Raw genomic sequence first — 22,876 nt, forward strand, 5'->3', positions numbered from 1 at the left:
CTACGTCGCAGCATGTCAGACTTCGACAGACTGCTATGCATTATCTCACTCGGCTGGCTGCTCGGGGCTCATGCTCGGCGAGGAGAGGCACAGCGCTGGCCGTCCAGGCCTGATCTTCGTCCGCCATTGCAGGAGCCGGTATTAGGCCATACGAAGGACAGGGCAAGTTGTATCTTGGCAATGCGCGGAGCCTTCTCGAGGCCTCTGCATAATCTGCGAAATCTATCACGATGCGCAGGTCGCTTCTACTCGCCGTCTGCCATTGCGTTATATCGATAGGGCCGATATCCGGCTGCCGGCGTGAAATCGCGGTGATAGGCCGCAAGATGGGGCAGGAGGGCATCGATCGCATCCCAGGCTTGCCTTTCACCTTGCGTTTCGGGCCGTTCCAGTTGCTCGCCGATTTCCGCAAGAACCGCTTCCCTGTCGATTGTCACAACTTTCCCGTTATCGACGACGAGACGGCCGCCGACGAACACCTGCGTGATGGCATGCGGTCCGCCGCGATGCACGACACTCTCCACGGCCGGCGTCCGGGAGTTCACATGCGGCCTGCCGATCTTGCGGCGGTCCATCAGCACGATATCGGCCCGTTGACCCGGTTCGAGCCGACCCGTGAAGCCGCCGAACCCGACGGTTTTGGCGCCATGTTCGGTCGCCATCTGCAGCACGGCACCAGCATCGGGACGGTCGTTCCACAGGCCCGTTTCGCGGTGCAGTGCCCAGACCAGTTTCATTTCCAGCGTCATGTCTCGGTCGTCGGCTATGTTCGACTGGTCTATGCCGAGCGCTACCGGAATGCCGCGACGGCGCATTTCGTTGACGGGAGCGATGCCGCTGCCGAGCCGCAGGCCGGATGAGGCATTGTGGCACATGCTGCAGCCGCAATCGGCTATAATGTCGAGATCCTCACGGCTCATCCAGTTACCGTGCCCGAGCGTGACGTTTGGCCCGAGGCATTCGAGTGCCTTCAAATGCTGGACGGCGGTGTGGCCGAATCTGTTGTGGGCGAAGCTTGATTGCCGCTCGGTCTCCAGAAGATGCATATGGACCTGCGCGTCGGTTTCGCGGGCCGTCTCGAAAATCGTCTGGAGGCATTCGTCGGTGCACCAGTGCAGATTGGCGGGGGCGAGATTGACGCGGACGTGATCCGGCCGTGCGTCGAACCAGCTTTGCCTGAGCGCGCGATAAAATGTCATCAGGTCTGCGATCGGGATGTTCGACGCGTCGAGTTTGGGGGCGATCCAGCTGCGAACGGCTTCGGGAAGGGTGGCCAGCGCCTTGGCGTCTTCGTCATAGGTCAGAATATTGCGATCGCGGATCATGAAGGAAAAGCCGGCCCGCATGCCGATATCGGTATAGGCCTTGAGCGTGGCGTCGGCCATCGCCATCCAGCTCTCCGGTGCGCCCACAAGTCCGCTGTTGATATGCTGCACCGTCGTCGTTCCGCTTTCCAACATCTCGATCGCTGAATAGAGCGTATCCAGCCGGACATCGACCTGCCGCATCGCCCGGAACTGCGGCAGCCATAGTTCCAGAGGCGCGAAGGGCACACCCTGCATCAGGGGCGTGATCCCGAAATGGTGGTGACTGTTGACCAGCCCCGGCATAGCGATCATGTCGGGAGATCCGAAGCGGGCAAGATGGTCGTTGCCGTAGCCAACGGCGGCAAGAGGCCCGATCTGCGCAATCATGCCGCCAGCGACACGGAGGCCGACGTCGTGGCGCATGGACATGGTGCCGTCAGGCAAAATACCGCACAGCACGGTTCCGGCTTCAATGATGCAGTCGCCCGACATCGGCTCTTCCAGGCTCATTTCGTGTAGTCTCCGATCAATCCGAGGCGGCGGGCGACCACGACGCGGTAGAGCGGGTCGCCATAGACTTTCATTTCCTCGCTGGCGGAAAAGGCGAGACTGATATCGTGCTCGTCGTAGCTTTGCGCGGCGATCGCATGCATTTCGGGCCAATCCGGCACCTGGATATGACGCCAGCGATCGACTGCCGTTCTGTCCGGCATCTCGGGAAACCCGAGTTCGCCCATCAGACCGGCGATCCCCTGCCAGAACACCCGCAACATCCGATGGAGGGTCGCCTCATCGCAATGCGGCTCAAGGAGACGGATCCAGTGCAGCCCTGTAATGATGTGCAATGCGGCGAAATGCTGGGTTGCTGCAAATATGGCGAGCGCAGTCGCCGCCATTTTTTCCATCGTGTCCGGCCCGATGTCGAGCCAATCGACGACGGGCGCAAATTCGAGCACGTTGCCTGCGTCACGCATGTTCTGCCAGAGAAGGTCGTGAAGCTGCATGCCATGCAAGGGCTTGATCGCAGCGGTCATGGCCAAGACTTCGGCCGGGTCGTGCGTGATCGGCGGCGCCCCTGTTGCTTCGGGAAGCGGCAGATAGGTGGCGCTCCAGTAGGCGAGCGCAATGGCGACATCGGTCTCGTCGGCGCGAAGTACCCCGTAGGCTGCTCGCATCAGCGCGTGAAAAGCGCTGGCGGCAATGCCGTCGGCGAGATCGGGAAGATAAAGCTCCAGTGCCTCGTGTATTCCGAGCCGCGTCACCTCGCCGGCAAAGAAGACGCGCAGATCGGGCTCACGCTCCCGCATTCCGACGGCGGCTTTCCAGCTCTTGCCATCCAAGCGCTTCAATGGCTGGGCGAAGGGCGCAAGCTGCTTGGCGTCTCTGTAGTGATGGAAGAACCGTCGAAGCTGAGCCGACCCGCCGCCGATCCGGTCCAGCGCGACGAGGACCATCGGCGCATGATTGGCGAATGTGCGCGAAAATTCAGAACCCCATGCCGGCATGTCGGCTAGCAGCGTTCTCAGTTCGTCCGAAGTGTTTTCTTTTGGTACCATGGATCTAAACTCCTCGTTGAAAACGGAATGCCCGCTTGCATTCACACCGTTGGTTGCCAGGCGTCCCGGTGAACAGCTTCCGCTTCCGTCTCAATCAAGGGTCCAATGACCTCGATGCTTTTCTGGCCCGCCGAAAACACATCGCGCCATGGCAAATTCATTGTCGGGTTGTGCGGGTGATCCCCTGTCATGGCCTTCAGCCGATGTTCGGAAAGGCCATAGACGACCCGGCCGATACCGACCCAGTCAATGGCGCCGGCGCACATGGCGCAGGGTTCCGCCGAGCTGTACAAGGTACCCTGCGCCAGAAACGGCTCGCGATAGAGCTTCGAGGCACGCGTCGCCAACAGGCGCTCGGCATGGGCCGTTGCATCGAGGTCGGGGAAATATCCGTTTTCTTCCTTAAGAAGAATTTCGCCGCCGGGACCGGCCAGAAGCGCGCCGAAGGGCATATTGCCATGCGCTTTGGCTCGGTGCGCAATCTCGAAGGTCAATCTGAGAAGGCTTTCGTGATCAAGGCTCATGTCCGTTCTCCTCTACCGTATGCGATTGGCTGTCTTTCGCATCGGCCTGCCGCATCACGGGCAATCGCACGGTGGAGGGGTAACCATCGCCTGACCGGAGCACGAGGGTCGTGACCAGCCGATCCGTTACGGCCGCGTCCTGCGGGCGTGCCCCGGTGCCCGGATTGACGGGGAAAGCGGGAAACGACGCCGCCTGTATCGATAGACGCAGGCAATGCCCCGCCCGCACCGTTACGTGGACGGGCCGCAGCGCGACGGAAACCGGCGATTCTCCGCCTTGCGCCTTTACGGTTTTATGTCCCGACGTCACACTGATGGCGGCCCCATCAGAGGTGAGCATGCTCAAGGTGCAATCCAGGTCGAAACTCGGCCTGTCGGCGGTGACGAAGAGGTCCACTTTCGGGGCTCCGGTCAGCAGGAGCGGCCGATCGAGCGGATCGGAGGTGTAGACCAGCACGTCGGCCCTGTCGTCGATGGCGGCCCTGTCGGCGAAATCCGGCGGCGCTCCGAGATGCAGCCCGACGCTCGGGGCCGGCCGCCATGGATCGTGGACGAGATAATCGGCGCTCGCAAGCTCCGGCTTCTCGGCAAGTGTTCCATCGATGCTCGTCGCGGCCGCCCGGCCGCCCGACGAGAGATGAAGCACCAGCGTCTCGGCTGTAGGCAGGCTTTCGAAACCGGCCCAGGTCCCTTTGACGATATCGTAGAGCCGGACCTTCGGGTAAGGATTCTCGCGGCCTTTGAGCGCCTCGTCGAAGAATGCGACGATCTCGCGGTCGATGCCGTCTGCAGCGTCGGCTCCGGCATCCACTGCCCCGACCCGTCGTCCCCAGGGGATATGCGACCACGGTCCGATGGAGAGCCGCTGCAGATTGCGACTCGCGGAAAATGCCTCGAAGGCGGCGAAGGTGCCCTCAAGCATAATGTCGTTCCATCCGCCGACATGCAGGACGGGGACGTCGAGTGTCACGCCCTCAAGCAGCGATTGCGGTGACCTTATCCGCCAATAGGACGGGTCATCGGCAAGCCAGTCATGATAATGCGTGTATCGCGATGCCTGCTCCAACACGTCCGGCCGTGCCGAAACCGCGCCTGAATGCAGAGAAGGCAAAGCGGCATGCAACATATGGGCGGCATCGAGGTCGCCGGCCAGCCGGGTGTTTTCGACGGCCATCTGGCACGCCCACATCTGGTTGGACTGCAGACGGAACCCGTCGCCTTCGAAGGCCCAGTGGTTGCGCACATCAAAAGCCGCCATGGCGATCGCCATCGCATCGGGCACTTTCCCGCCGGATTTTCGAGCGCCGGCAAGGGCCAGGAACTGGTTCATGCCATGGTAGCTGAAGCCGTAGCTTGCCACCGTGCCGTTGCCGCCGGGAAGATCGGCAGCCAGGGACAATGTCTGCGCGCCATCTGCGACATCGTCCTCGAGGATCCTGAAGATCCCTTCTGAATCTCCACGGCCACGAACATCCTGCACCAGCACCACGTAACCCTGGCCCGCATACCATGCGGGATGGGCCAGAACGACCGTCGAGGCGACCTTTCGGCCATAGGGCAGGCGCATCACCAGAACGGGATAGCGCTCCGGGCCGACGGGACGATAGACGTCGGCCGCGAGATGAACGCCGTCCGCCATGCGCATCCGAAGAGTTTCGATGTCGCGGAGTGCCAGCATGCTTATCTCATGACCGAAAAGCGGGTTTCGGAGGTGAGCCTCTTCATGTCAAATTTGCGCGTCGCCTCGATGACGCGCACCAAACCTGCCGCGGCCCGGTCAAGCACCAGCGCGCCTTTGACGGCGTCGGCATTGGCGGCATTTCCGCTAACGCCTGCGGGATGAAGGTCCTGCGCCTGCCAGCCAAAGCCGACCGCGCCTTCCGCCGTCAACGGGCTGCCGGACTGCTCGATGCCGACGGTCAGCGGCACGAAATCTTCGGCCTTATCCATGGCGACCAGCTCTGGCGCGATGGCCAGCATCATGCTGGTTTCGATATCGCCGCCGTGAATGCCGTGAACGATTTCCGCGGACGAAAACAGATCGTCGACCGGCGTGATCCTGAACCAGGAGCAGGCGACCGCCAGCATGTCAAGTTCGACACGGATATCGCGGCAGGTCATCTCCATCAGCGAGATCTGCCCGCCATGAGAATTGAACAGGATCATCTTTCGAACGCCGGCCCGCTTCACGCTTCTGGCCATATCGAGCCAGACGAGCCGCAGGGTTTGCGCCGATATGGTCAGCGTCCCCGGATAGGCGAGGTGCTCATCCGACTTGCCGACACCGAATGCCGGCAGGATGAGGACGTCCGCGTTTGCGTCAAACAACGGCACCATCCGATCGATGATGGCGGCGTTGATGGCGGCGTCAACTTGTACGGGAAGATGGGGGCCATGCTGCTCGACAGCCGCAATCGGCAGGATGACGACGGTCTCGCTCAGATCGCGGGACGCAAAATCCGCGGTCGAATAATCGGCCCAGTAAAAGGAACGCGTCATGCGCCACTCCGCATGGCCGGCATGCCGGTATCGGGCGAGCTTGCCGATTGCCGATTGGCCTTGGCTATCACGATCTCGAAGTCGTCGGCGATTGGCAGATCCGGTGAGACGTAAGATGCCAGTTCCGGCAGGATGACCGCTTCCCGATCGAGCAGCAGCCGGCGCAGGACGCCGCGCACGAGCCGTGGAACGGCATGCTTGTGCCCACTGATCGACGTAGAGTGCGGACCGTGACTGACGAAACTGCTGCTGTTGAAGGCAAATACCCGGCTGACCCACGTCTCATCCGGATCTTTCGGGATGAACCCGTAGAATCCGTCGAGATAGGGAAACCGTGCCAGCCGGGCATCCATGTGGCCGTCTTGCGGCGTGTAACGTTCGCCCCAAAGCGCGACCTTGTCATGAATGGTTTTGAGTTCAGGCCTGACGGCGAGATCGACATCCATCCCCGTTGCAAGAAGCAGGTGATCGAACTCCAGAATCCCGTCCGGGGTGGTGACGCGGATCGCATCTGGCTGTTGAGAGACCTCCAGCCATGGTGTTGCGGGACGAAGCTTAAAATTTTCAAGGCTCATTGCGGTCTCGAAACTGCGCACCGGCGGCGGCTGATCGACGCTGCGAAAGAACCGGGCGATATCCCAGCGGGTTGTCTCGGAAAGGTCAGGGTAATGCGTCATCATGCCGGGCGTCTCGACCGCTCGGTGGGGATTCGTGCGCGGCAGGCGCGCGCGCCGGAAGCAGAGATCCACGGAGGCAGCACCGGCTTCCAGCGCCTTGATCGCATTGTCGAACGCAGAGGCGCCATGGCCGAGCACGCCGACGCGCAATCCCTTCAAAGCGTCGAAATCGACGGGACCGTTCGTGTGATCGAACTTTTCGGGCGCCAGTGCCTCTGATACAAAGGATGGCACCCGCCATGCGCCGGCGCCGTCATACCCGGTGGCCAGCACCACGGTTCGCGCCAGAGATTTTTCAATCCTGCCTCCGATGCGGGTCGTAACCGCGATCAGATCGCCCTCCGGCGCGACGTCCAGGACGTCGCAATGATTGGTGATGGCGATCTGGAAAACGTCGGCATACCAGTCGAGATAGGCCTTCCAGTCTGTTCGCGGAATGCGGGACAGATCCGTCCATGCCTGCTGCCCATAGCGCGTTTCGAACCAGCGGCGGATGGAGAGATTGACGACGTTGAACTCGTTGCCGACCTGGGTCTTCGGGGTGCGTAATTCCTCCATGCGCGCAAAGGTCAGCCATGGCCCCTCAGCCCCCGGCGCGCCGCTGTCCAGGACGCGGATGTGCCGGAGCCCGTCCCACTTAAGGGCTGCTGCGATCGTGACGCCTGACTGGCCGCCACCGACGATGATCGCATCGGCGATATCAGCCGCGTCTGGTCTCGGCAGGTCGCTGAGCCATGCTACGCTCGGGTAGCCGAGGGCGGCAAGATCGGCAAGGGCTGCCTGCTTCAGGTCGTCAAGTGTCACGCGCGGCGCATCGATTGGGGCAATCATCATAGGTAATCTCGTATATGGGCCATACGTCCGCGCAGGCGGCGTCGGCGATTGATTTCGGTCAGCGCCACGATCAGGGCCGTCAACACGAGGACGGCCACCTGCATGGCATTGAGGTCGGGCTTCAGCTCGCGCCGGAATTCCGATGCGACGATCAGCGACAGGGGCTGCGTGCGGCCGGCGAGGAACATGGAGATCGTCAGGTCGGCCAGCGACAGGATGACCCCGATGGAATAGGCGGCACTCAGCGCGACGCTCAACTGTGGCAGCAGAACGCGCCGGAAGCTCTGCCACGGGGTGGCGCCGAGATCCCGCGCCGCTTCTTCAAGCCGCGGGTCGAGCCGGACCAGCACGGCGGCAAGGATTGTGGTGGTGAAGGGAATGACGACCAAAGTCTGCGCCAATATGAGCGCGGTTGCCCCACGGCCCAATCCCACCCAGCTCATGAGCATGGCCTGCGCAATGGAAAGCACCGTCTTCGGCACCAGAAAGGGCACGAGGACCAAGATGGCGAATGCTGCCCGGAACTTCATGCGTGGCGACGTCACGGCCAATGCTGCCATCAGCCCGATCAGCGCGCCGAGCAGACCGACGGGCTGTGCAATCAGAAAACTGGTGACGAAGCCGCCCAGAAAGGCTTCGTTGCCGAAAAGATCGGCATACCAGATGAAAGTAAAACCGCTCAACGGGAAGGCCATCGTGCTTGCGGCGTTGAAGGAAAAAATTCCGAGAACGACGATCGGCAGATAGAAGAAACACACGGCAAGGCCGAGCGTGAGGATGACCAGGCGGCTCATCGTGCCCCCCGCCGAAAGACTGCCCGCGCACCATCGAACCGAAGAAGCATGGTCACGAACCCGGTGGCAAAGGCGAACAGGACGACAAGAAGGCTGAGCGATAGCGCGGAAGCCAGCGGCCAATCGAACGCCGTCCCGAACAGGTTGTCGATCATCGCCATCGGGGTCGCACCCGACGTCCCGCCCAAAAGGCTCGGCGTCATCATGTCGCCGGCGGCGAGTGCAAAGACCGTAAAGACGCCGACAGCCAGTCCGGGTGTGGTCAAAGGCAAGATGACCTTGAAAAACGCGTCTATCGGGCGAGCCCCGAGATCCCGTGCGGCTTCGATCAACCGTTTGTCGATAAATTCCGCCGAGATCCAGATGGCCAGCACCATGAAGGGCAGATTGTTGTAGAGAAGCACGAGATGCGTGGTGAACGGCGAAAACAACAGGAATTTCACCGGCTCATCGATCGCGCCAAACCATTTCAGAGCAGCGTTGACCAGTCCTTCGGAGCCGAGAACGACCCGCCAGGCATAAATTCGGACGATCTCGCCGGTGTAGAGCGGCGTCAAAAGGACGATGCTGCCGATGCCTTTCCACAAAACGGGAAGCCGCGTCATCGAGACGGCGATCGGGTATCCGATCAAAGCCGCCAGTAAAGCCGTGCCCGCGCCCGAGACGACCGACTTGCCGATCAGAAAGGCGAAGACCGGATTGGTAAACATCTGAGCCCAACTCTGTCCGGAAAAGGCCGGAACGAGCGTGAAGGCATCGAGATCCACCTCGAACACGCTGAAAACCACGAGCACGGCAAGCGGTAGAACGCATCCGAGGATTAAAATACAGGCGACTGGCACCGCGAGCTGTGCCCGGTGAAAAACCGAAGCCATCAGTCGATCCTCGTGATGAAGGCGCGGTCTTGATCGACGACGAGCCCTACGTTCGCGCCAGGCGAAAGCGGGTTATCCGCCATGAACCGCAAAATGACGCCGTTAACCTCGGCCTCGGCAAGGTAGCGATCTCCTTTGAACACCACATGACGGATCGTCGCGTTCAGGCCATCCGTGCCAATACGGACATGCTCCGGCCGAATGGCGAGCACTGCCTTAGCCCCTTTCGCCAATCCCTCCACTGCCGGGCATTGCACGATACCGGTGGCCGTATCGATCGCAGCCGATCCGGAGCCCCCGCCGGCATCGACGATTTCGCCTGGAATGAGTGCCGCGGCGCCGATGAAGTCAGCAACGAAAGCGTTGGCAGGGCGGGCATAGATTGTCAGCGGCGCAGCCCTTTGAACGATGCGCCCCTTGTTCATGACAACGACGATGTCGGAGAGCGCAAAGGCCTCCTCCTGATCGTGCGTGACGTAGACGAAGGCAATACCGAGACGCCGCTGCAAATCCTTCAGTTCGATTTGCAAATGCCCGCGCATCTTTTTGTCCAGTGCAGACAAGGGCTCGTCGAGAAGCAGCAGATGCGGCTCGGCGATGATGGCGCGGGCCACCGCGACCCGCTGCTGCTGGCCGCCAGAGAGCTGGTGTGGATACCGATCGCCGAACTCCGCCATATGCACGGCGTCCAGAGCCCTTTTGACGCGCGCGGCCACATCGACATTGCTGTGGCGCCGCAGTGTCAGCGAGAACGCGATATTTCCGAATACGGTGAGGTGCGGAAACAGCGCGTAGCTCTGGAATACGGTGTTGACCGGACGTCGCTCCGGCGGAACGCCGGAAAGCGACCGTCCGTCAAGCACGATCGATCCCGCGTCCGGCGTCTCGAAGCCGGCGATCATGCGCAAGATCGTCGTCTTCCCGCATCCGGAAGGGCCGAGAAAGGTGGTGAAAGCCCTTTCCGGAATATCGAGATCGACGCTATCGACCGCGCGGTCCCTGCCGTAATTCTTGGTCAGACCGCGCGCCGAAAGCAAAAGCCCGGATCTTGACGGATCGGCCGCCATGTCAGGCGTCGCCGTCACGATCAGCTTGCCTTGACTTCATTCCAGATCTTCAGCCACTCGGAATAATTCTCCGGGGCGACCGGCCACATGAACGACTTCATCACGTCCATGTCGTCGACGAAGATCGCTTCCTGCTGCTGCTTCGACAATTCGTCGCGGATGATCGAGGATGTGGTCGCATAGTTGCCGATCTTAGCGATCTGGGTCGCGAATTCCGCCCCAAGCAGATAATCGATGAACTTGTAGCCGATCTCGCTCTTTTCCGCAGACAGCGTGGCCGGCATGGCAAAGCAGTCGCACCAGCCCATAATGCCGGCTTTCGGCTTGGCCATCCCCATCGCCAGCTTGTCTTTCAACGCATCATAGGGAACCCGCCACGAAAACGCGCAGGAAACCTCGCCGGTGGCAAACAGATTGGTGAGATCGCCGATCGTCTGCCAATAGGTGCGCAGCAGCGGCTTCTGCGCAACCAAAAGCTTCTTGGCTTCCGCCAGCTCCTTGGTCTCCATGAGAAAGACCTTGTCGCGCGGCACGCCGGCGACCAGACCGGCGATGCCAATGGATTCCAGCGCATAGTCGCGCATGGCAAGCTGGCCCTTGTATTTCTCATTGAACAACGTCGTGTAGTCAGGCTCGCTGTCGAACTTGTCCTTTCGGTATACGATTGGATTGAGGCCCCAGAGATAGGGAACCGCGAACTGCTTGCCCGAGGCATCGAGAACCTTGGGCGTGGTCTTGAAGACGTCGTACATCTTGGCGGCGTTGGGGATCTTCGCCATGTCGATTTCTTCAAGCAGGCCTGCCTTGATATAGCGCCAGCTTCCATTCAGCGACGGATTGATCATGTCCCAGTCGGAAGCCGTGCCGGTTTTGAGCGCCGCGAACTGCGCGTCCTCGCTGGAAAGATAGGATAGCTTTACCTTGACGCCGGTCTGCGCCTCGAAAGCCGCAATGTATTCAGGGTGCCCGTTGGAATCCCAGGTCGCCCAGACCATTTCGGAAACGGCAGCTTTGGCACTGCTCAGTGAACCGAATATCCCCGCCGCCGCGCCGGCGGCGATCCCTGCAAGCACTTCACGTCGGCTAACTCCTGAACCTGCCATCATGCCCTCATCTCGTTGCGAGTGAACTGCGACCAATGTCGTTTGTTTGGACAGGAAAGCCTATAACCGAACCCAAATAGACTATATTGCACTGCGCAAAAGCCCGGCGACCTCGGCCGCGATCCCGCGAGATTGGTTTAAACGAAGACCGGCGCTCCGGACCGCAGGAATGTGATCGGTACCGACTCCGTCGGATCGAAGACGCGGACGCCGGCCGCAACCGACTTGATCATCTGCCGGAGCCAGACGTGATCGGGAGACTGGTGCTTGCACTCATGCCAGAGCATGTAGAACTGCATCTGTCCGAGTTCTCGAGGTGCCTCGAGAACGACGAGCGGAAAGGCCTGAGCGATCTGCTCGGCAAAAATTCGGCCCGTGGTGAACACGAGGTCCGATTGTGTCAGCACGTAGGGCGTGATCGCATATTCTGGTACGGATACAGCGATGTTGCGCTTGAGCCCGAGTTCGATCAGCCGCCCGTCGATCGGGCTGAGATGGGCCCGCTTGTCGGAAGTCGGAGAAAGATGCTTTTCCTTCAGGAACTCGCCCATCGAGATCGGCTCACGTTGACTTGCCAGTCTATGGTTCGGGCGGACGACGCAGACAATGTCGGTGGTTAACAGGGGAGACATCCTCAGATACTCCGGCGGATGCGGCCAATTGCCGATGACCGCATCGATGGACCCGTCCGCAAGCTGGCTGATAAGATCATCATAGCTCGGCATGTGGGACGCATCGACGCCGACATTGGGTGCCTTTTGTGCAATTTTTCCGACCAGCTGAGGCAGAAACACGGCTCCGAGGCAATTGTCTGCGATGATGCGGAAGTTTCGCGTCGCATTGTCCGGGTCGAAGGTAGCATGAGGCGACAGATGCGCGTCGATCTGGCCGAGAATGTCGCGCAACGTCTCCTTCAGGGCGAGACCTCGCTCCGTTGGTACCAGCGCCCCTCCGGACCTGACCAGAAGCGGATCGTCCAGCATTTCCCGCAGCCGTTTCAGCGTCAGGCTGACCGTCGGCTGGGCCTGCCCCAGAATGTCGGCGGTCTTTGAAACGCTGCATTCCGTCAGCAAGGTCAGGAGCGTGCGCATCAGACGCACATCCATCATGCCATTCGCCTGTCGCATCATGATCAGCCTTCCCTTGTCGAACGGTGCAACAAGCTTGAGAAGAGGCATATTTCATGCCAGCCGGGGAGCTCGCTGGTCATGCCTGCAATTACTGCGATCAAGAGTATTGAAAGTTGTCGGGCAGAGGATCGCCCGATTTGGAGGTATTCCCGCACGGGGAATTTGCGCCCACTACCGTGTCCGGGGCTACTCCAATATATCCGGTAACGCGTGTTGTTCGAGGCGCGCCGCAACATTCACGCCGTCGCCGAACACATCGTCCTCGGTGATCATGACCTCGGCGTAGTTTATACCAATTCGAATTTTAAGAGGATCGGTGCCGCTGGCGGCTACAGCCTCGCTGGCCATCAGATGCTGTACCTGCAACGCCGTCGAGATGGCGACGGCCGGGCTTTCGAATAGCGAAAGTAGGCCGTCACCCATAACTTTGATTGTCCGACCGCCACTTGTAGCCGCAAAGTTGAAGTGTCCTGTTTCTGCAAAGTTGGAATGTCACTCTCCCCCCATCTGCCAAGCTGGACCCATATGTACAATTGGCATCGTCCGCACGGCAGCCTGAAATCAAAAACACCCATCAGTCGCCGGCCTCAACCGAGACAACCTCTTGAGCATCCACAGCTAGAGCGTGTCAGAGCGTGTCGATCAGCCCTCCGTCCACACGCATCGAAGCGCCGGTCGTTGCGGATGCCAAAGGTGAGGCCAGATAGGTGACGAGATTGGCGACTTCCTCGACGCTCGCAGCTCGTTGGATGATCGAACCGCTGCGGTGCTTCTTGACGAAGTCCGCTGCGACCTCCTCGATCGGTTTCCCCGTCTTTGCACGCTCCTCGGCAAGCATCGCCTGGACGCCTTCGGACAGCGTGGGGCCCGGAAGGACGGAGTTCACGGTGACGCCCGTGCCAGCCATGCGCTTGGCAAGGCCGCGGGCAACCGCGATGTCTGCGGTCTTGCTGACGCCGTAGTGGATCATCTCGACCGGAATGTTGAAGCCGGATTCCGACGCGATGAAGATAACGCGGCCCCAGTCGAGTTTCTGCATGCCGGGAAGATATGCGCGCGAAAGCCTGACGGCGGACATGACGTTCACCTGCCAGTGGCGGTCCCACACTTCGTCGTCCGCCTCGAAGAAGTCGAGGGGCTGAAAGATGCCCGCGTTGTTGATGAGGATGTCTACATGAGGAACTTTGGCGACGAGAGCGTCACATCCTTCAGCGGTTGCGAGATCGGCTGCCACGGCGGCTACGCTTCCCCTGGCACCTTCGCCTTTTAGGCGATCGGCTGCCTTGGCGGTCTTTTCTTCGGACCGGCCGTTGACCACCACGTCCGCGCCCGCCCTCGCGAGCTGGCGGACGATCGCGTAGCCAATGCCTTCGGTGGATCCGGTAACTAGAGCGGTCTTGCCTGTGAGGTCGATCTGCATCTGCTGCTCCTATTGAGGCTGGATCACGGAACCTATGGATTGGCGAGCGGTCTCGCAACAGGCAAATATCCGAGGCGGTTTGCATAGTCACACCCCGGTGGGTAACCCGCGGCCCGCCCTGCAAGCACCAATATCCCGACCAAGTGAGGATCTAAGCAAGGATTTTGTTTGTGACTTGGCGGACCGAACAGCAGGGCGCAAGCTGGATTGTCCTGCCTTCTGCTGCTGGCCGGATAGCTGTAATCCCCGGGGCGGACGGGTCGGTTTCAAATGGACTACACGTTACGCCGCCAATTGCCAGGTGTCGCGCCAACGACACTTGCGAAAACCCTTGTGAAATGACTTTGATCGGCGAAGCCGCAGGCGATGGCGACTTCGGCGAGCGGCGCGTTCGAGGTGCGCAGCAGGGTGCGGGCTCGATCTATTCGTTGGCTGAGAAGCCATTGATAAGGCGTCATGCCCGTCGTCTCGCGAAAGGCGCGAATGAAATAGCCGCGAGACAGATTGCAGGCCTGCGCCACTTGCTCGATCGAGATGTCGCCTTCAAGGTTTTCGAGAAGCAGACCTTTCGCCAGATGCTCGTGCGAGCGCGACAGGCTTCGTGATCTATTGGGGGTTGCAACGGACCGGCCGCCATAGCGTTGAACCAGGTAAGTCCCGATGGCTGTGGTCATCTGGTCGATGAACAGCGCACTTGCCTCCTCCGGTTTTTCGAGCGCCGGGATCAGCGCCCGAGCGAGGTTGGCAAGCACGATGTCTTTCGAGGCGGTTTCGGCTGCAAGCGAGGTGATGCCCGAAAGTTCCGCATCATCGGCAATCCTGGTGAGAGCCGCAGGCGAGATTTCGAACAGGAGAAAATCGAAAGAACCGCTGAGATCTGCTTTGTAGGCCTCGGACAGATCGCGAATGTAGATCGAGTTCTCCGCAAAGTCGTGGGTCGTCACATGATGTTGGTGATGGATGCGCCGCGTGTGACCGCCGATCGAAGAGACACCGACAACGAACCCTCGGTCGCTAGCTGATGTCATGACCTGATCAAGCCGCACGACGCTCGTTCCCTTGCGAAAGACCGCAATATCAGAACCTGCCAGTGCCTGGTTGATCGACAACTGTTTTAGAGGACATCCGAAGGTGTCGGTTGCCGTTGCGCCGAGTGATTTCACGTGACTGTCGGACATAGGAACCAAGACGCCCAGCTTTCGTTTTTGGAAGACCAATCTCGCGGCTCAGCCCTTCAGCCCAGCCTTCTGGAAATTCGCCGAATCTCGTCGACGAGGATGCTTTTGTGCAAGATAGATGCTTCGAAGATGTATAGGAACTCTCAAATCGTGGCATCGCAACGGTCGGGCTATACCGTTCCCAGCCCGGAGGATCGAGACACATTTGAGTGAAGCGTTGGCGGTCAGCGACAGGATTGCAACATGTTTTGGCATCGGTGCAGCGAGGGCCTTGGTCATCAGGCCTCTTCGCGAGGCGAAGCTCTCTGTCGTTCATCTTGACCACGTTTATGGAGATGCGGAGCATCCGGTCTTCCTCCCGGCCGATGATGCCTTCCTGCTCATGCTCTATCTCGTCGATGTCGATCATCGCGACATCCGTCCGGACCAGACCGTGGCACCCTTGAAGACCTATCCCAAAGGTTCTGTCTGTCTCATCAGTCTGAGGAACGGCGCCGCAATCTCGATTGGCGGTCATTTCGAGGCGCTTGCCTTTCATATCCCGAACTCGCACTTTGCCGAGCTCGCCGAGGAGGCAGGCGAGCCGCGCGTCGATGACCTTGCGACCTGCCGAGGCATTGACGATCAGGTGATCCGCAATATTGGTGGAGCACTGATGCCGATGTTCGACATGCCGGACGAAGTCAGGGATCAGCTGCTTCCCCATATAGGGCTGGCGTTAAACGCCCATCTCGCGCATCGTTACGGACGCTCACCCGCACAACGGCTGTCGGCCAGCGGTCGGCTGTCTCCCATGCAGGAAAAGCGCATCAAGACGTACATGGCCGCAAACCTGTCGGCCAACATGACCGTCGATCAGATTGCCGAGGCCACCGGTTTTTCAGTGGATGAGCTGCGTTCAGGCTTCTTGAATACAACCGGGCAGTCTGTCGCCGAATGGATGTCGGCGTACCGCATGACCAGGGCCCAAGCACAGCTCAGCAGAACCGGTGATACTATCGCGCAGGTGGCTGCGACGTGCGGTTTTGCTGATGAGGACACATTCATCGACACCTTCTCGAAGACTGTGGGAGTGGCTCCGGCGGAGTGGCGCTCACGCAATCGGCACTAGGAGAGTTGAAGCTGGAGCGGCGCTGCACCGCGATCTTTTCCCTGATCTCGGTTTCAAGGAAAGGCGCCGATAACGTCTTGGTGAAAACAGCTTCAGACGCGTTGTGCGCCGTCCGGATGCGGCACTAAAGCCGCACCCGGACCGACCAATCAGGCTTCGACGAACGCCAGGAGATCGGCGTTGAGGACATCGGCATGGGTGGTCAGCATGCCGTGCGGATAGCCCTTGTAGACTTTCAAAGTGCCATTCTGCACCAGCGTTGCGGACAACCGGCCGGCATTGTCGATCGGCACGACCTGATCGTCGTCGCCATGCATGACGAGGGTCGGAACCGTGATCGCCTTCAAGTCTTGCGTCTGGTCGGTTTCGGAGAAGGCCTTGATCCCATCGTAATGGGCCTTGGCGCTGCCCATCATGCCCTGCCGCCACCAATTCTGGATGACGCCAGGGTAGACCTTCGCGTCGGAGCGGTTGAAGCCATAGAACGGACCGGTGGGGAAGTCGATGAACAGCTGCGCGCGGTTATCGGCGACGCCCTTGCGAATGCCGTCGAAGACTTCCATCGGAAGGCCGCCTGGATTTGCCTCGGTCTTCAGCATGAGCGGCGGAACGGCGGAAACCAGAACGGCCTTGGCAACGCGCCCGGCCGGCTGGCCGTATTTTGCAACGTAGCGGGCGACTTCTCCCCCGCCGGTCGAATGGCCGATATGGACGGCATTCTTCAGATCGAGCGCTTCGACGACAGCGAAGGCGTCGGCGGCATAGTGGTCCATATCATGTCCGTCGGAAACCTGTGCCGAGCGGCCGTGACCACGACGGTCGTGGGCGACGACGCGATAACCCTTCGACAGGAAGAACAGCATCTGTGCGTCCCAATCGTCCGACGAGAGCGGCCAGCCATGGTGGAAGACGATCGGCTGGGCATCCTTGCGCCCCCAATCCTTATAAAAGATCTCGACGCCGTCCTTGGTGGTGATGTAGCCCATTCTCTTGTCTCCTTGATTGAGGTGGGGGGGTGAAAATCTTGGCCGCAGATCGCGGTTGAGCAGTTATTTTGCGTCGCCTTCCGGTGTCTCGACCTCGGCCATCAGGGCCAAGAGACCGAGCAGCGGCGGGATCGCGAGGCACCAGATGCCAAGCCAAATGAAGGCCGTAGCGGCTGCACCGCAGCCGATGGCGAATGCGCAGACACTGGTCAGCATCTTGATCATCCGTTTCTTGGCGGCATTTTTCGCCTCCAGGCTTTGGCCGCGAATGACATCAGCCAGATCGATCATGATCTGAGTGGTGTTGCCGGTCATCATCGTCGTCGGTGGTGCCTTCGCGAGATGGATCTTGTGTGCGGCATTCTGGATCGCCATCGCGGCCACGAGCACCATGCCTGTCAAGATTGCCGGCCATCCGTCCCCCTTCGGGAAAGGACCATAGGAAACCGCAAGGGTTGCCGCTACGATCAGCAACAGGAGCTTCACCCTCATCATCGTGCTCAAAACCGGGTATTTGCGCCCGGCGAGCCAGAAGCTCGCCAGTCTGGTTACGAGAATAACTGCGCAGAAGACCGGGAGAGCGAGAAGCTTGGCGATGATCCCGGACGTGCCGAGCACAACGGCTGCGCCGAATGTCACGAAATTTCCTGTCACATGCGCCGTAAACAGTCCCTGAAGCGCCAGAAAGCCTGCTGTGTCGACGTATCCGGCATCGAAGCTCAAAACTGTTGCGAGAGAGATTTTTTTCATGTGTGCTTTTCCTTGCCGTCCCGTTACCAGGAGAATTTCAACTCGGCGCCGAGATGGTTGCTATTGTGGCCGCCGGCCCGGCGGATTCGTTTCGCCAACGTGGTAGTGAACGGCCGCTAGGGCGCCCGTCAGCTTTGCATTGAAGGCGTAGTCCGCGCGCCTCAACAGCCGCAATCGGCCCCGACGGTGAAGGACTGCCTGACATTCGGTTCGTCGCGCGATGAAACGAAGCGCTGCAAGTCGAAGGCAAAGTCCTGGCGTCCGCAAGACGCCTTGCGGCGAGGGGTGTGAGATATTCTGCGTCATCATGGCAGGCTCTCCAAGCGGTGGTCACTCTGAGACAAGTGGTGCGTGGATCTCGGCGATGTATCCGCCGGGGAACTGAACGATGGCTGCCTGACGCTTCTCCGACTTGTAGGGCTGAACCAGCACTGTCGCGCCCGAAGCGGTGGCCTTTGCGACGGTTGCATTGAGATCCTTCACCGCATAACCGGTGGTCTCATAGCCATAAGGGTAAGGAAGGTGACCATCGGTCACGAGGACCGACATGTTGCCGAAGTCGGACGTAATACGGACGCGCCGGTAGGTGTCGCTCGGGCGACCGATCTCGACGCCGGGCGCCCTTCTGTCGTCGGAGACGATCTTGCCCTTTGAGAAGGTCAGAAAATCATGAATGAAGGCGCCGACGGAATCCTTTGAAACATATATCCGGTTTTCAGGGACCGTATCGAACTTCGGATAATCCGGCGCCTTGGTGTGCCAGTAGAGCTGCATGTTGACGCCGCCTGGCCATTGGATGACGGCATCGCGCCCGATCGGATCAGGGAAGGCATCGACGATGACTGAGGCTCCGGCATTTCGAGCATCGCGGATCGCCCGGTCCATGTCCGTCACGAGATATCCTGTCCGTTCCCTGCCGAAGGGATAGGGGATCGGCGTCTTGAAGCCGAACAGCGAGACTGTGCCTGCAGGAGTTTGGATCAGTTGCGAGGTCGTGCTGCTCGGTGTCGGCGTCACCGTGGCGACCATCTGCTTGGTCGATGCACCGCCGAATGTGGCGACGAAACTCGCCGCAAAGGCATCGACGTCGGTCACCGGAACATAGACATGAGTGGTGTCGTATTGCGCGCCAACCGCCATGTTCTTGCCGGCAGCCCCGGCGGCTGTAGCAGAAGAGGCCATGATCGTAGCGACGGCGATGGCGACGGCGAATTTCAATCCAGCTGATGGAAAGGTCATGGATACATCCTCATGGTTACGTCGGGACCGGCAGGCATCTGTCTATGAAGGGATAGTGGCTCAGGCGTCAGAGGTGAACAATTGCAATAATGCTGCCGATTGAATTGCCGGTTTTGCAATAATTGGGGCGCCGAAGTCTGGTCGGACATATGGTTTTGATAGCTGGCTGCCGGCGATTTTGCGCCGCCATTTCCTGGAGGTCGAGTTCACGCTCGGTCTGTCGCATGACGGTCCCGTGGATCTCGCCAGCGCTGATTTCTAGATCTCAGCCCGACCGGCTTTGTTGGCCGCAAGGACGGCTCCGAAATGTCGGGATTTGATGTCATCATCCCAGGCCCCGGACGACGCGCTCTATTTTCCGCTCGCGCGTTTGCGCAGGTCGACAAGCGCGACGAAGAGGAAAGCACCGCTAAGACCGATGTGCTCGAAGAAGCCGTTCATGGCGGCCGAATGCTCGGGTCCGGCGGGGATCTCCCAGAACCGCAGGGCAAGGTATGTCGCCATCAAGGTGAATATCGCCAATGCAAGAGCCCCCAGCCAGCGCAAGCGCCCCGAAAGGATGAGGGCAGACATGGCGAGTTCAAAGATCGGTACCCCGACTGCAAAGAGTGGCGCCGGAGCCAGCCCGAAATGGTTCATCTCGGCGACGGCCCCCTGAAAGTCGAAAACCTTCGTCAGCGGACCCTGAATGTAGGCGGAGCAGAGCGCGAGCAATGCCAGGAAGTCGGCGCCGAAAGCCTTGCCGGCGGAGCTGCCGGTATCTTGAGTATGGATGGACGTCATTATGAGTATCCTCAAAAGACCTGTGATCAGAGCGGGTGGATCATGTCGCGGGCGTAGGAAAGACCAATGCCGTAACCGCCGGCATGCGCTTCGACGATCGCTCGCGCGTCAATGTAGGTTTCTTTTCTCGTCCAATCGCGCTGAAGCTCGAGCAAGACCTGCAGCCAGGACGTCATCGTCGCACCCGCCGCCTCCATTCTGCGCAACGCAAGGTTATGGCTATCGGATGTCACGCCACCGCATGCGTCGGCGATGACGGAGATCGCATAACCTTCGGCGAGTGCCGAAAGCACGGGGAACGAGACGCAGGCTTCCGTCAGAAGACCCGAAACAAGCAGTGTCTTGCGGCCAGTGCGTGCGATCGCTGCCTTTGCTGCATCGTCTTCCCACATGTTCATGTTGCGGCGCTCGATGGATGCGACCTCGGGCATGACGCTTTGAATTGCCGGCATCATGGGCCCGCTATAGACCTTCGAGGCCGACGTCGAAGCGATCACCGGGAGCTTGAATGCTTTCGCTGTCTTTGCCAGTGCGACCATGTTGCTGAGAAGGACCTGACGATCCGTCGACCCGACGCCAAAGGCGAGACCGGCTTGCTGATCGATCATCAGCACGGCTGGCTGAGCCGGTTCAAGGAGTGGAATAGCGGACATGATTTCTCCGGGCTGCGGCCATTTTCAACGGGCCTCATCGTTCGTCGGGAAGCCCCTCTACAGATTGTGCCGAAGAGGGAGTTCGTATTGACAGACCGCGTTCTCAGACGGCCCAGCACGAGCAGCCAAGGGCGCCAAAGAAACCCTTCAGATCGGCGATAGGAAGCTTCGATGTCCAGGCACCGGCATGATCGTGGCCATGGACACCGCAATCGCTGGCGCAGCCGCAGGAGGCGATCGCCGTACGGCGCAGCGAGTGTCTGCCTGCACCGTCGGGCTCGCCCCAGGCGGCATAACCGCCGAACTTGCGAACCGGTGACCAGTCCGGCATGGCGGGCGGAATATCGCTCTCATCCAGAGTGGCAAAATTGTCGGCACCGTAGACGATCTTGCCGCCCACCATGGTGAGTTCCGACGTCAGGAACGAGATCTCGTCCTCGGCGCAGGCGAAGAAGTCCTTGTCCGGGACAATCAAATCGGCAAACTGGCCCTTTTCGATGCGTCCCTTCTTGCCCTCCTCGTTGGAGAACCACGTGACCTTTTCGGTCCACATCCGCAGCGCCGTCTCACGGTCGAGACAATTGGCACGCGGGTAGAGCTGCATGCCGCCGACAGTCTTGCCGGTAACCATCCATGACAGCGAGACCCAGGGATTATAGGAGGCAACGCGGGTCGCATCCGTGCCGGCCGAGACGTTGACACCCTTGTCGAGCATGCGCCGGATCGGCGGGGTGGCTTCGGCGACACCATGGCCGTAGCGCTCGACGAAATATTCGCCCTGATAGGCCATGCGATGCTGCGTGGCGATGCCGCCGCCGAGTGCTGCGATGCGATCGATCGAGCGATCGGAAATCGTCTCGGCATGATCGAAGAACCAGTTCAGGCCCTCGAGCGGAATATCCTTGTTGACCTTCTCGAACACATCGAGCGAGCGGCTGATCGTTTCGTCATAGGTGGCGTGAAGCCGCCAAGGCCAGCGGTTTTCGGCCAGCACCCGAACGACGTCTTCCAGTTCGCCTTCCATTTCCGGCGGCATGTCCGGGCGGGGCTGGCGAAAATCCTCGAAGTCCGCGGCGGAAAACACCAGCATCTCACCGGCGCCGTTGTGACGGAAATAATCGTTGCCCTGCTTGTACTTCACAGACTGCGTCCAGTTGAGGAAGTCTTCCTTCTCGCCCTTCGGCTTCTGGGTGAAGAGATTGTAGGCAAGCCGGACGGTCAGCTGATGTTCGTCCGATAATTTTTGGATCACAGCATAGTCGTCCGGATAGTTCTGAAATCCGCCGCCGGCATCGATGACGCCGGTGATGCCGAGCCGATTGAGCTCGCGCATGAAGTGACGGGTCGAATTGACCTGATAGTCGAAAGGAAGTTTCGGACCCTTGGCAAGCGTCGAATAGAGGATACCCGCATTCGGCTTGGCCAGCAGCAGGCCCGTCGGATTGCCGTTGGCGTCGTGCGTGATCTCACCGCCGGGCGGGTTCGGCGTATCCTTGGTATATCCGACGGCGCGAAGGGCCGCGCCGTTCAGTAAGGCCCGGTCGTAGAGATGCAGCAGGAAGACTGGCGTGTCGGGCGCGACGGCATTGATCTCCTCGATCGTCGGCAGGCGCTTTTCGGCGAACTGGTGCTCGGTGAAGCCACCGACGACGCGCACCCATTGCGGGGCGGGTGTGATGGCCACCTGGCGCTTGAGCATGTCCATCGCATCGGCGAGCGAGCGGACGCCGTCCCAGCGGAGCTCCATGTTGAAGTTGAGACCGCCCCGCACAACGTGAGTATGGTTGTCGATCAGACCAGGCAGTACACGTTTGCCCTTGAGATCAATGATCTTTGTATCCGGTCCGGCGAGTGCCATGACGTCGCGGTCGGTACCCACGTCGATGAATAGGCCGTCCTTGATGGCCACTGCGGTGGCGTTCGGATTTGCGCGATCAAGCGTCGTGATCAATCCATTGTGAAGAACGATGTCTGCGTGCATGGAAGCGGCTCCGGTCTTGTTGGGATCGGCGGCATTGGCCGGTGAAAACAAGTTTGAAAAGGCGAGGCTCGATGCTGCGCTGAGGAATGTGCGGCGCGTCGTCATCAGCTTTTCCCCGATGTTGAAGCTTCATGGGGTGGGTTCACCGCCACCACGTTTTTTCCGCCCTTCGGGAGGTGACCGAACATGTGCGGCTTGACCTGATGAAGCCAGGAGACGGCGACAGGCTCGCGAGCCCAAATGCTCTTTGCCAGTGGCACAAGCTGCTCGCCGACAAGGATGCCGAGCAGCCCGATGAGCGCGACGACAGGCGGGGCAGGCGAGCGGACATTGATCAGGCTGTAGATCACGCCCACCAGCAGGCCGGCACCGAGTGAAAGAAGATAGAGTTTCATGGGGGAACCTCGCG

General features: G+C 60.2%; 22 protein-coding genes and 2 pseudogenes. 2 read left to right on the forward strand and 22 right to left on the reverse strand.

Translation table 11 applies throughout. The features are described from left to right. Window positions 1-245: 245 nt before the first annotated feature. From J3P73_RS29435 to J3P73_RS29490, 12 genes are all read right to left on the reverse strand, one after another. Window positions 246-1,817 (reverse strand): amidohydrolase family protein, encoded by a 1,572-nt coding sequence (locus J3P73_RS29435; protein WP_130774320.1) that lies wholly within the window; start codon window positions 1,815-1,817, stop codon window positions 246-248. After that, complete coding sequence (locus tag J3P73_RS29440) at window positions 1,814-2,863, reverse strand: questin oxidase family protein (protein ID WP_130774319.1); 1,050 nt, start codon at window positions 2,861-2,863, stop codon at window positions 1,814-1,816. The genes J3P73_RS29435 and J3P73_RS29440 overlap by 4 nt, the downstream gene beginning before the upstream one ends. 41 nt (window positions 2,864-2,904) lie before the next feature. Then, window positions 2,905-3,387, reverse strand: a complete 483-nt coding sequence (locus J3P73_RS29445) for a nucleoside deaminase (protein WP_130774318.1) — start codon at window positions 3,385-3,387, stop codon at window positions 2,905-2,907. Then, window positions 3,377-5,065 carry a CocE/NonD family hydrolase gene (locus J3P73_RS29450; RefSeq protein WP_018069911.1) on the reverse strand — a complete coding sequence of 563 codons (1,689 nt, stop codon included), beginning with the start codon at window positions 5,063-5,065 and terminating at the stop codon, window positions 3,377-3,379. The genes J3P73_RS29445 and J3P73_RS29450 overlap by 11 nt, the downstream gene beginning before the upstream one ends. Window positions 5,066-5,067: 2 nt before the next feature. Then, complete coding sequence (locus J3P73_RS29455) at window positions 5,068-5,886, reverse strand: creatininase family protein (protein WP_018069912.1); 819 nt, start codon at window positions 5,884-5,886, stop codon at window positions 5,068-5,070. Continuing rightward, window positions 5,883-7,397 (reverse strand): NAD(P)-binding domain-containing protein, encoded by a 1,515-nt coding sequence (locus tag J3P73_RS29460; RefSeq protein ID WP_130774317.1) that lies wholly within the window; start codon window positions 7,395-7,397, stop codon window positions 5,883-5,885. Before J3P73_RS29460 ends, J3P73_RS29455 begins: the two co-directional genes overlap by 4 nt. Then, entirely contained in the window at window positions 7,394-8,191 is a 798-nt protein-coding gene (locus tag J3P73_RS29465; protein WP_027689911.1) for an ABC transporter permease, read from the reverse strand. Before J3P73_RS29465 ends, J3P73_RS29460 begins: the two co-directional genes overlap by 4 nt. Next, window positions 8,188-9,066 (reverse strand): ABC transporter permease, encoded by an 879-nt coding sequence (locus J3P73_RS29470; protein WP_130774316.1) that lies wholly within the window; start codon window positions 9,064-9,066, stop codon window positions 8,188-8,190. The genes J3P73_RS29465 and J3P73_RS29470 overlap by 4 nt, the downstream gene beginning before the upstream one ends. After that, window positions 9,066-10,151 carry an ABC transporter ATP-binding protein gene (locus tag J3P73_RS29475; protein WP_130774315.1) on the reverse strand — a complete coding sequence of 362 codons (1,086 nt, stop codon included), beginning with the start codon at window positions 10,149-10,151 and terminating at the stop codon, window positions 9,066-9,068. Before J3P73_RS29475 ends, J3P73_RS29470 begins: the two co-directional genes overlap by 1 nt. A 2-nt stretch (window positions 10,152-10,153) precedes the next feature. Next, window positions 10,154-11,239, reverse strand: coding sequence for an ABC transporter substrate-binding protein (locus J3P73_RS29480; RefSeq protein ID WP_244666078.1), 1,086 nt, complete (start codon window positions 11,237-11,239; stop codon window positions 10,154-10,156). Between the two features lie 134 nt (window positions 11,240-11,373). Further along, window positions 11,374-12,414 carry a LysR family transcriptional regulator gene (locus tag J3P73_RS29485; RefSeq protein ID WP_018497080.1) on the reverse strand — a complete coding sequence of 347 codons (1,041 nt, stop codon included), beginning with the start codon at window positions 12,412-12,414 and terminating at the stop codon, window positions 11,374-11,376. Window positions 12,415-12,552: 138 nt separating this feature from the next. After that, window positions 12,553-12,798, reverse strand: coding sequence for an adenylate/guanylate cyclase domain-containing protein (locus J3P73_RS29490; RefSeq protein WP_392397922.1), 246 nt, complete (start codon window positions 12,796-12,798; stop codon window positions 12,553-12,555). 75 nt (window positions 12,799-12,873) lie between these two features. Between J3P73_RS29490 and J3P73_RS29495 the strand changes: the two are divergent. After that, window positions 12,874-12,988: pseudogene (locus J3P73_RS29495) on the forward strand (IS481 family transposase); the annotation flags it as partial. 6 nt (window positions 12,989-12,994) lie between these two features. Here the strand turns inward: J3P73_RS29495 and J3P73_RS29500 are convergent. After that, window positions 12,995-13,786 carry an SDR family NAD(P)-dependent oxidoreductase gene (locus J3P73_RS29500; RefSeq protein WP_130774314.1) on the reverse strand — a complete coding sequence of 264 codons (792 nt, stop codon included), beginning with the start codon at window positions 13,784-13,786 and terminating at the stop codon, window positions 12,995-12,997. Window positions 13,787-14,061: 275 nt separating this feature from the next. Beyond that, entirely contained in the window at window positions 14,062-14,895 is an 834-nt protein-coding gene (locus J3P73_RS29505; RefSeq protein WP_130690585.1) for a helix-turn-helix domain-containing protein, read from the reverse strand. Between the two features lie 286 nt (window positions 14,896-15,181). On the opposite strand from J3P73_RS29505, the gene J3P73_RS29510 reads away from it, so the two are divergent. Further along, window positions 15,182-16,075, forward strand: coding sequence for a helix-turn-helix transcriptional regulator (locus J3P73_RS29510; RefSeq protein WP_130666362.1), 894 nt, complete (start codon window positions 15,182-15,184; stop codon window positions 16,073-16,075). Window positions 16,076-16,224: 149 nt separating this feature from the next. On the opposite strand, the gene J3P73_RS29515 is transcribed toward J3P73_RS29510, so the two are convergent. The 8 genes and pseudogenes from J3P73_RS29515 to J3P73_RS29550 form a co-directional block, all read right to left on the reverse strand. Continuing rightward, window positions 16,225-17,061: an alpha/beta fold hydrolase gene (locus J3P73_RS29515; RefSeq protein ID WP_130666257.1), complete on the reverse strand. Its 837-nt coding sequence runs from the start codon at window positions 17,059-17,061 to the stop codon at window positions 16,225-16,227. Between the two features lie 63 nt (window positions 17,062-17,124). Next, window positions 17,125-17,811, reverse strand: coding sequence for a YoaK family protein (locus tag J3P73_RS29520; protein ID WP_130666258.1), 687 nt, complete (start codon window positions 17,809-17,811; stop codon window positions 17,125-17,127). Between the two features lie 188 nt (window positions 17,812-17,999). Beyond that, window positions 18,000-18,086: pseudogene (locus J3P73_RS38335) on the reverse strand (alginate export family protein); the annotation flags it as partial. 55 nt (window positions 18,087-18,141) lie between these two features. Further along, complete coding sequence (locus J3P73_RS29530) at window positions 18,142-19,050, reverse strand: glyoxalase (protein ID WP_130666259.1); 909 nt, start codon at window positions 19,048-19,050, stop codon at window positions 18,142-18,144. 351 nt (window positions 19,051-19,401) lie between these two features. Further along, entirely contained in the window at window positions 19,402-19,833 is a 432-nt protein-coding gene (locus J3P73_RS29535; RefSeq protein ID WP_130690550.1) for a DoxX family protein, read from the reverse strand. A 26-nt stretch (window positions 19,834-19,859) separates the two neighbouring features. Then, window positions 19,860-20,486, reverse strand: a complete 627-nt coding sequence (locus tag J3P73_RS29540) for a hydrolase (protein ID WP_130690551.1) — start codon at window positions 20,484-20,486, stop codon at window positions 19,860-19,862. A gap of 103 nt (window positions 20,487-20,589) precedes the next feature. Continuing rightward, the gene (locus J3P73_RS29545) at window positions 20,590-22,572 is read right to left on the reverse strand and encodes an amidohydrolase (protein ID WP_130690552.1); all 1,983 of its coding nucleotides are present in this window, start codon (window positions 22,570-22,572) and stop codon (window positions 20,590-20,592) included. After that, window positions 22,572-22,862, reverse strand: coding sequence for a XapX domain-containing protein (locus tag J3P73_RS29550; protein ID WP_130690553.1), 291 nt, complete (start codon window positions 22,860-22,862; stop codon window positions 22,572-22,574). Before J3P73_RS29550 ends, J3P73_RS29545 begins: the two co-directional genes overlap by 1 nt. Window positions 22,863-22,876 lie beyond the last annotated feature (14 nt).

Source organism: Rhizobium ruizarguesonis (genome assembly GCF_017357285.1).
GTDB classification, from domain to species: domain Bacteria; phylum Pseudomonadota; class Alphaproteobacteria; order Rhizobiales; family Rhizobiaceae; genus Rhizobium; species Rhizobium ruizarguesonis.

Bases quoted from the DNA above. Each gene is read 5' to 3' on its own strand.
- J3P73_RS29435 (WP_130774320.1), bottom strand. From the start codon at position 1,817: ATGAGCCTGGAAGAGCCGATGTCGGGCGACTGCATCATTGAAGCCGGA.
- J3P73_RS29440 (WP_130774319.1), bottom strand. From the start codon at position 2,863: ATGGTACCAAAAGAAAACACTTCGGACGAACTGAGAACGCTGCTAGCC.
- J3P73_RS29445 (WP_130774318.1), bottom strand. From the start codon at position 3,387: ATGAGCCTTGATCACGAAAGCCTTCTCAGATTGACCTTCGAGATTGCG.
- J3P73_RS29450 (WP_018069911.1), bottom strand. From the start codon at position 5,065: ATGCTGGCACTCCGCGACATCGAAACTCTTCGGATGCGCATGGCGGAC.
- J3P73_RS29455 (WP_018069912.1), bottom strand. From the start codon at position 5,886: ATGACGCGTTCCTTTTACTGGGCCGATTATTCGACCGCGGATTTTGCG.
- J3P73_RS29460 (WP_130774317.1), bottom strand. From the start codon at position 7,397: ATGATGATTGCCCCAATCGATGCGCCGCGCGTGACACTTGACGACCTG.
- J3P73_RS29465 (WP_027689911.1), bottom strand. From the start codon at position 8,191: ATGAGCCGCCTGGTCATCCTCACGCTCGGCCTTGCCGTGTGTTTCTTC.
- J3P73_RS29470 (WP_130774316.1), bottom strand. From the start codon at position 9,066: ATGGCTTCGGTTTTTCACCGGGCACAGCTCGCGGTGCCAGTCGCCTGT.
- J3P73_RS29480 (WP_244666078.1), bottom strand. From the start codon at position 11,239: ATGATGGCAGGTTCAGGAGTTAGCCGACGTGAAGTGCTTGCAGGGATC.
- J3P73_RS29485 (WP_018497080.1), bottom strand. From the start codon at position 12,414: ATGCCTCTTCTCAAGCTTGTTGCACCGTTCGACAAGGGAAGGCTGATC.
- J3P73_RS29500 (WP_130774314.1), bottom strand. From the start codon at position 13,786: ATGCAGATCGACCTCACAGGCAAGACCGCTCTAGTTACCGGATCCACC.
- J3P73_RS29515 (WP_130666257.1), bottom strand. From the start codon at position 17,061: ATGGGCTACATCACCACCAAGGACGGCGTCGAGATCTTTTATAAGGAT.
- J3P73_RS29520 (WP_130666258.1), bottom strand. From the start codon at position 17,811: ATGAAAAAAATCTCTCTCGCAACAGTTTTGAGCTTCGATGCCGGATAC.
- J3P73_RS29530 (WP_130666259.1), bottom strand. From the start codon at position 19,050: ATGACCTTTCCATCAGCTGGATTGAAATTCGCCGTCGCCATCGCCGTC.
- J3P73_RS29535 (WP_130690550.1), bottom strand. From the start codon at position 19,833: ATGACGTCCATCCATACTCAAGATACCGGCAGCTCCGCCGGCAAGGCT.
- J3P73_RS29540 (WP_130690551.1), bottom strand. From the start codon at position 20,486: ATGTCCGCTATTCCACTCCTTGAACCGGCTCAGCCAGCCGTGCTGATG.
- J3P73_RS29545 (WP_130690552.1), bottom strand. From the start codon at position 22,572: ATGACGACGCGCCGCACATTCCTCAGCGCAGCATCGAGCCTCGCCTTT.
- J3P73_RS29550 (WP_130690553.1), bottom strand. From the start codon at position 22,862: ATGAAACTCTATCTTCTTTCACTCGGTGCCGGCCTGCTGGTGGGCGTG.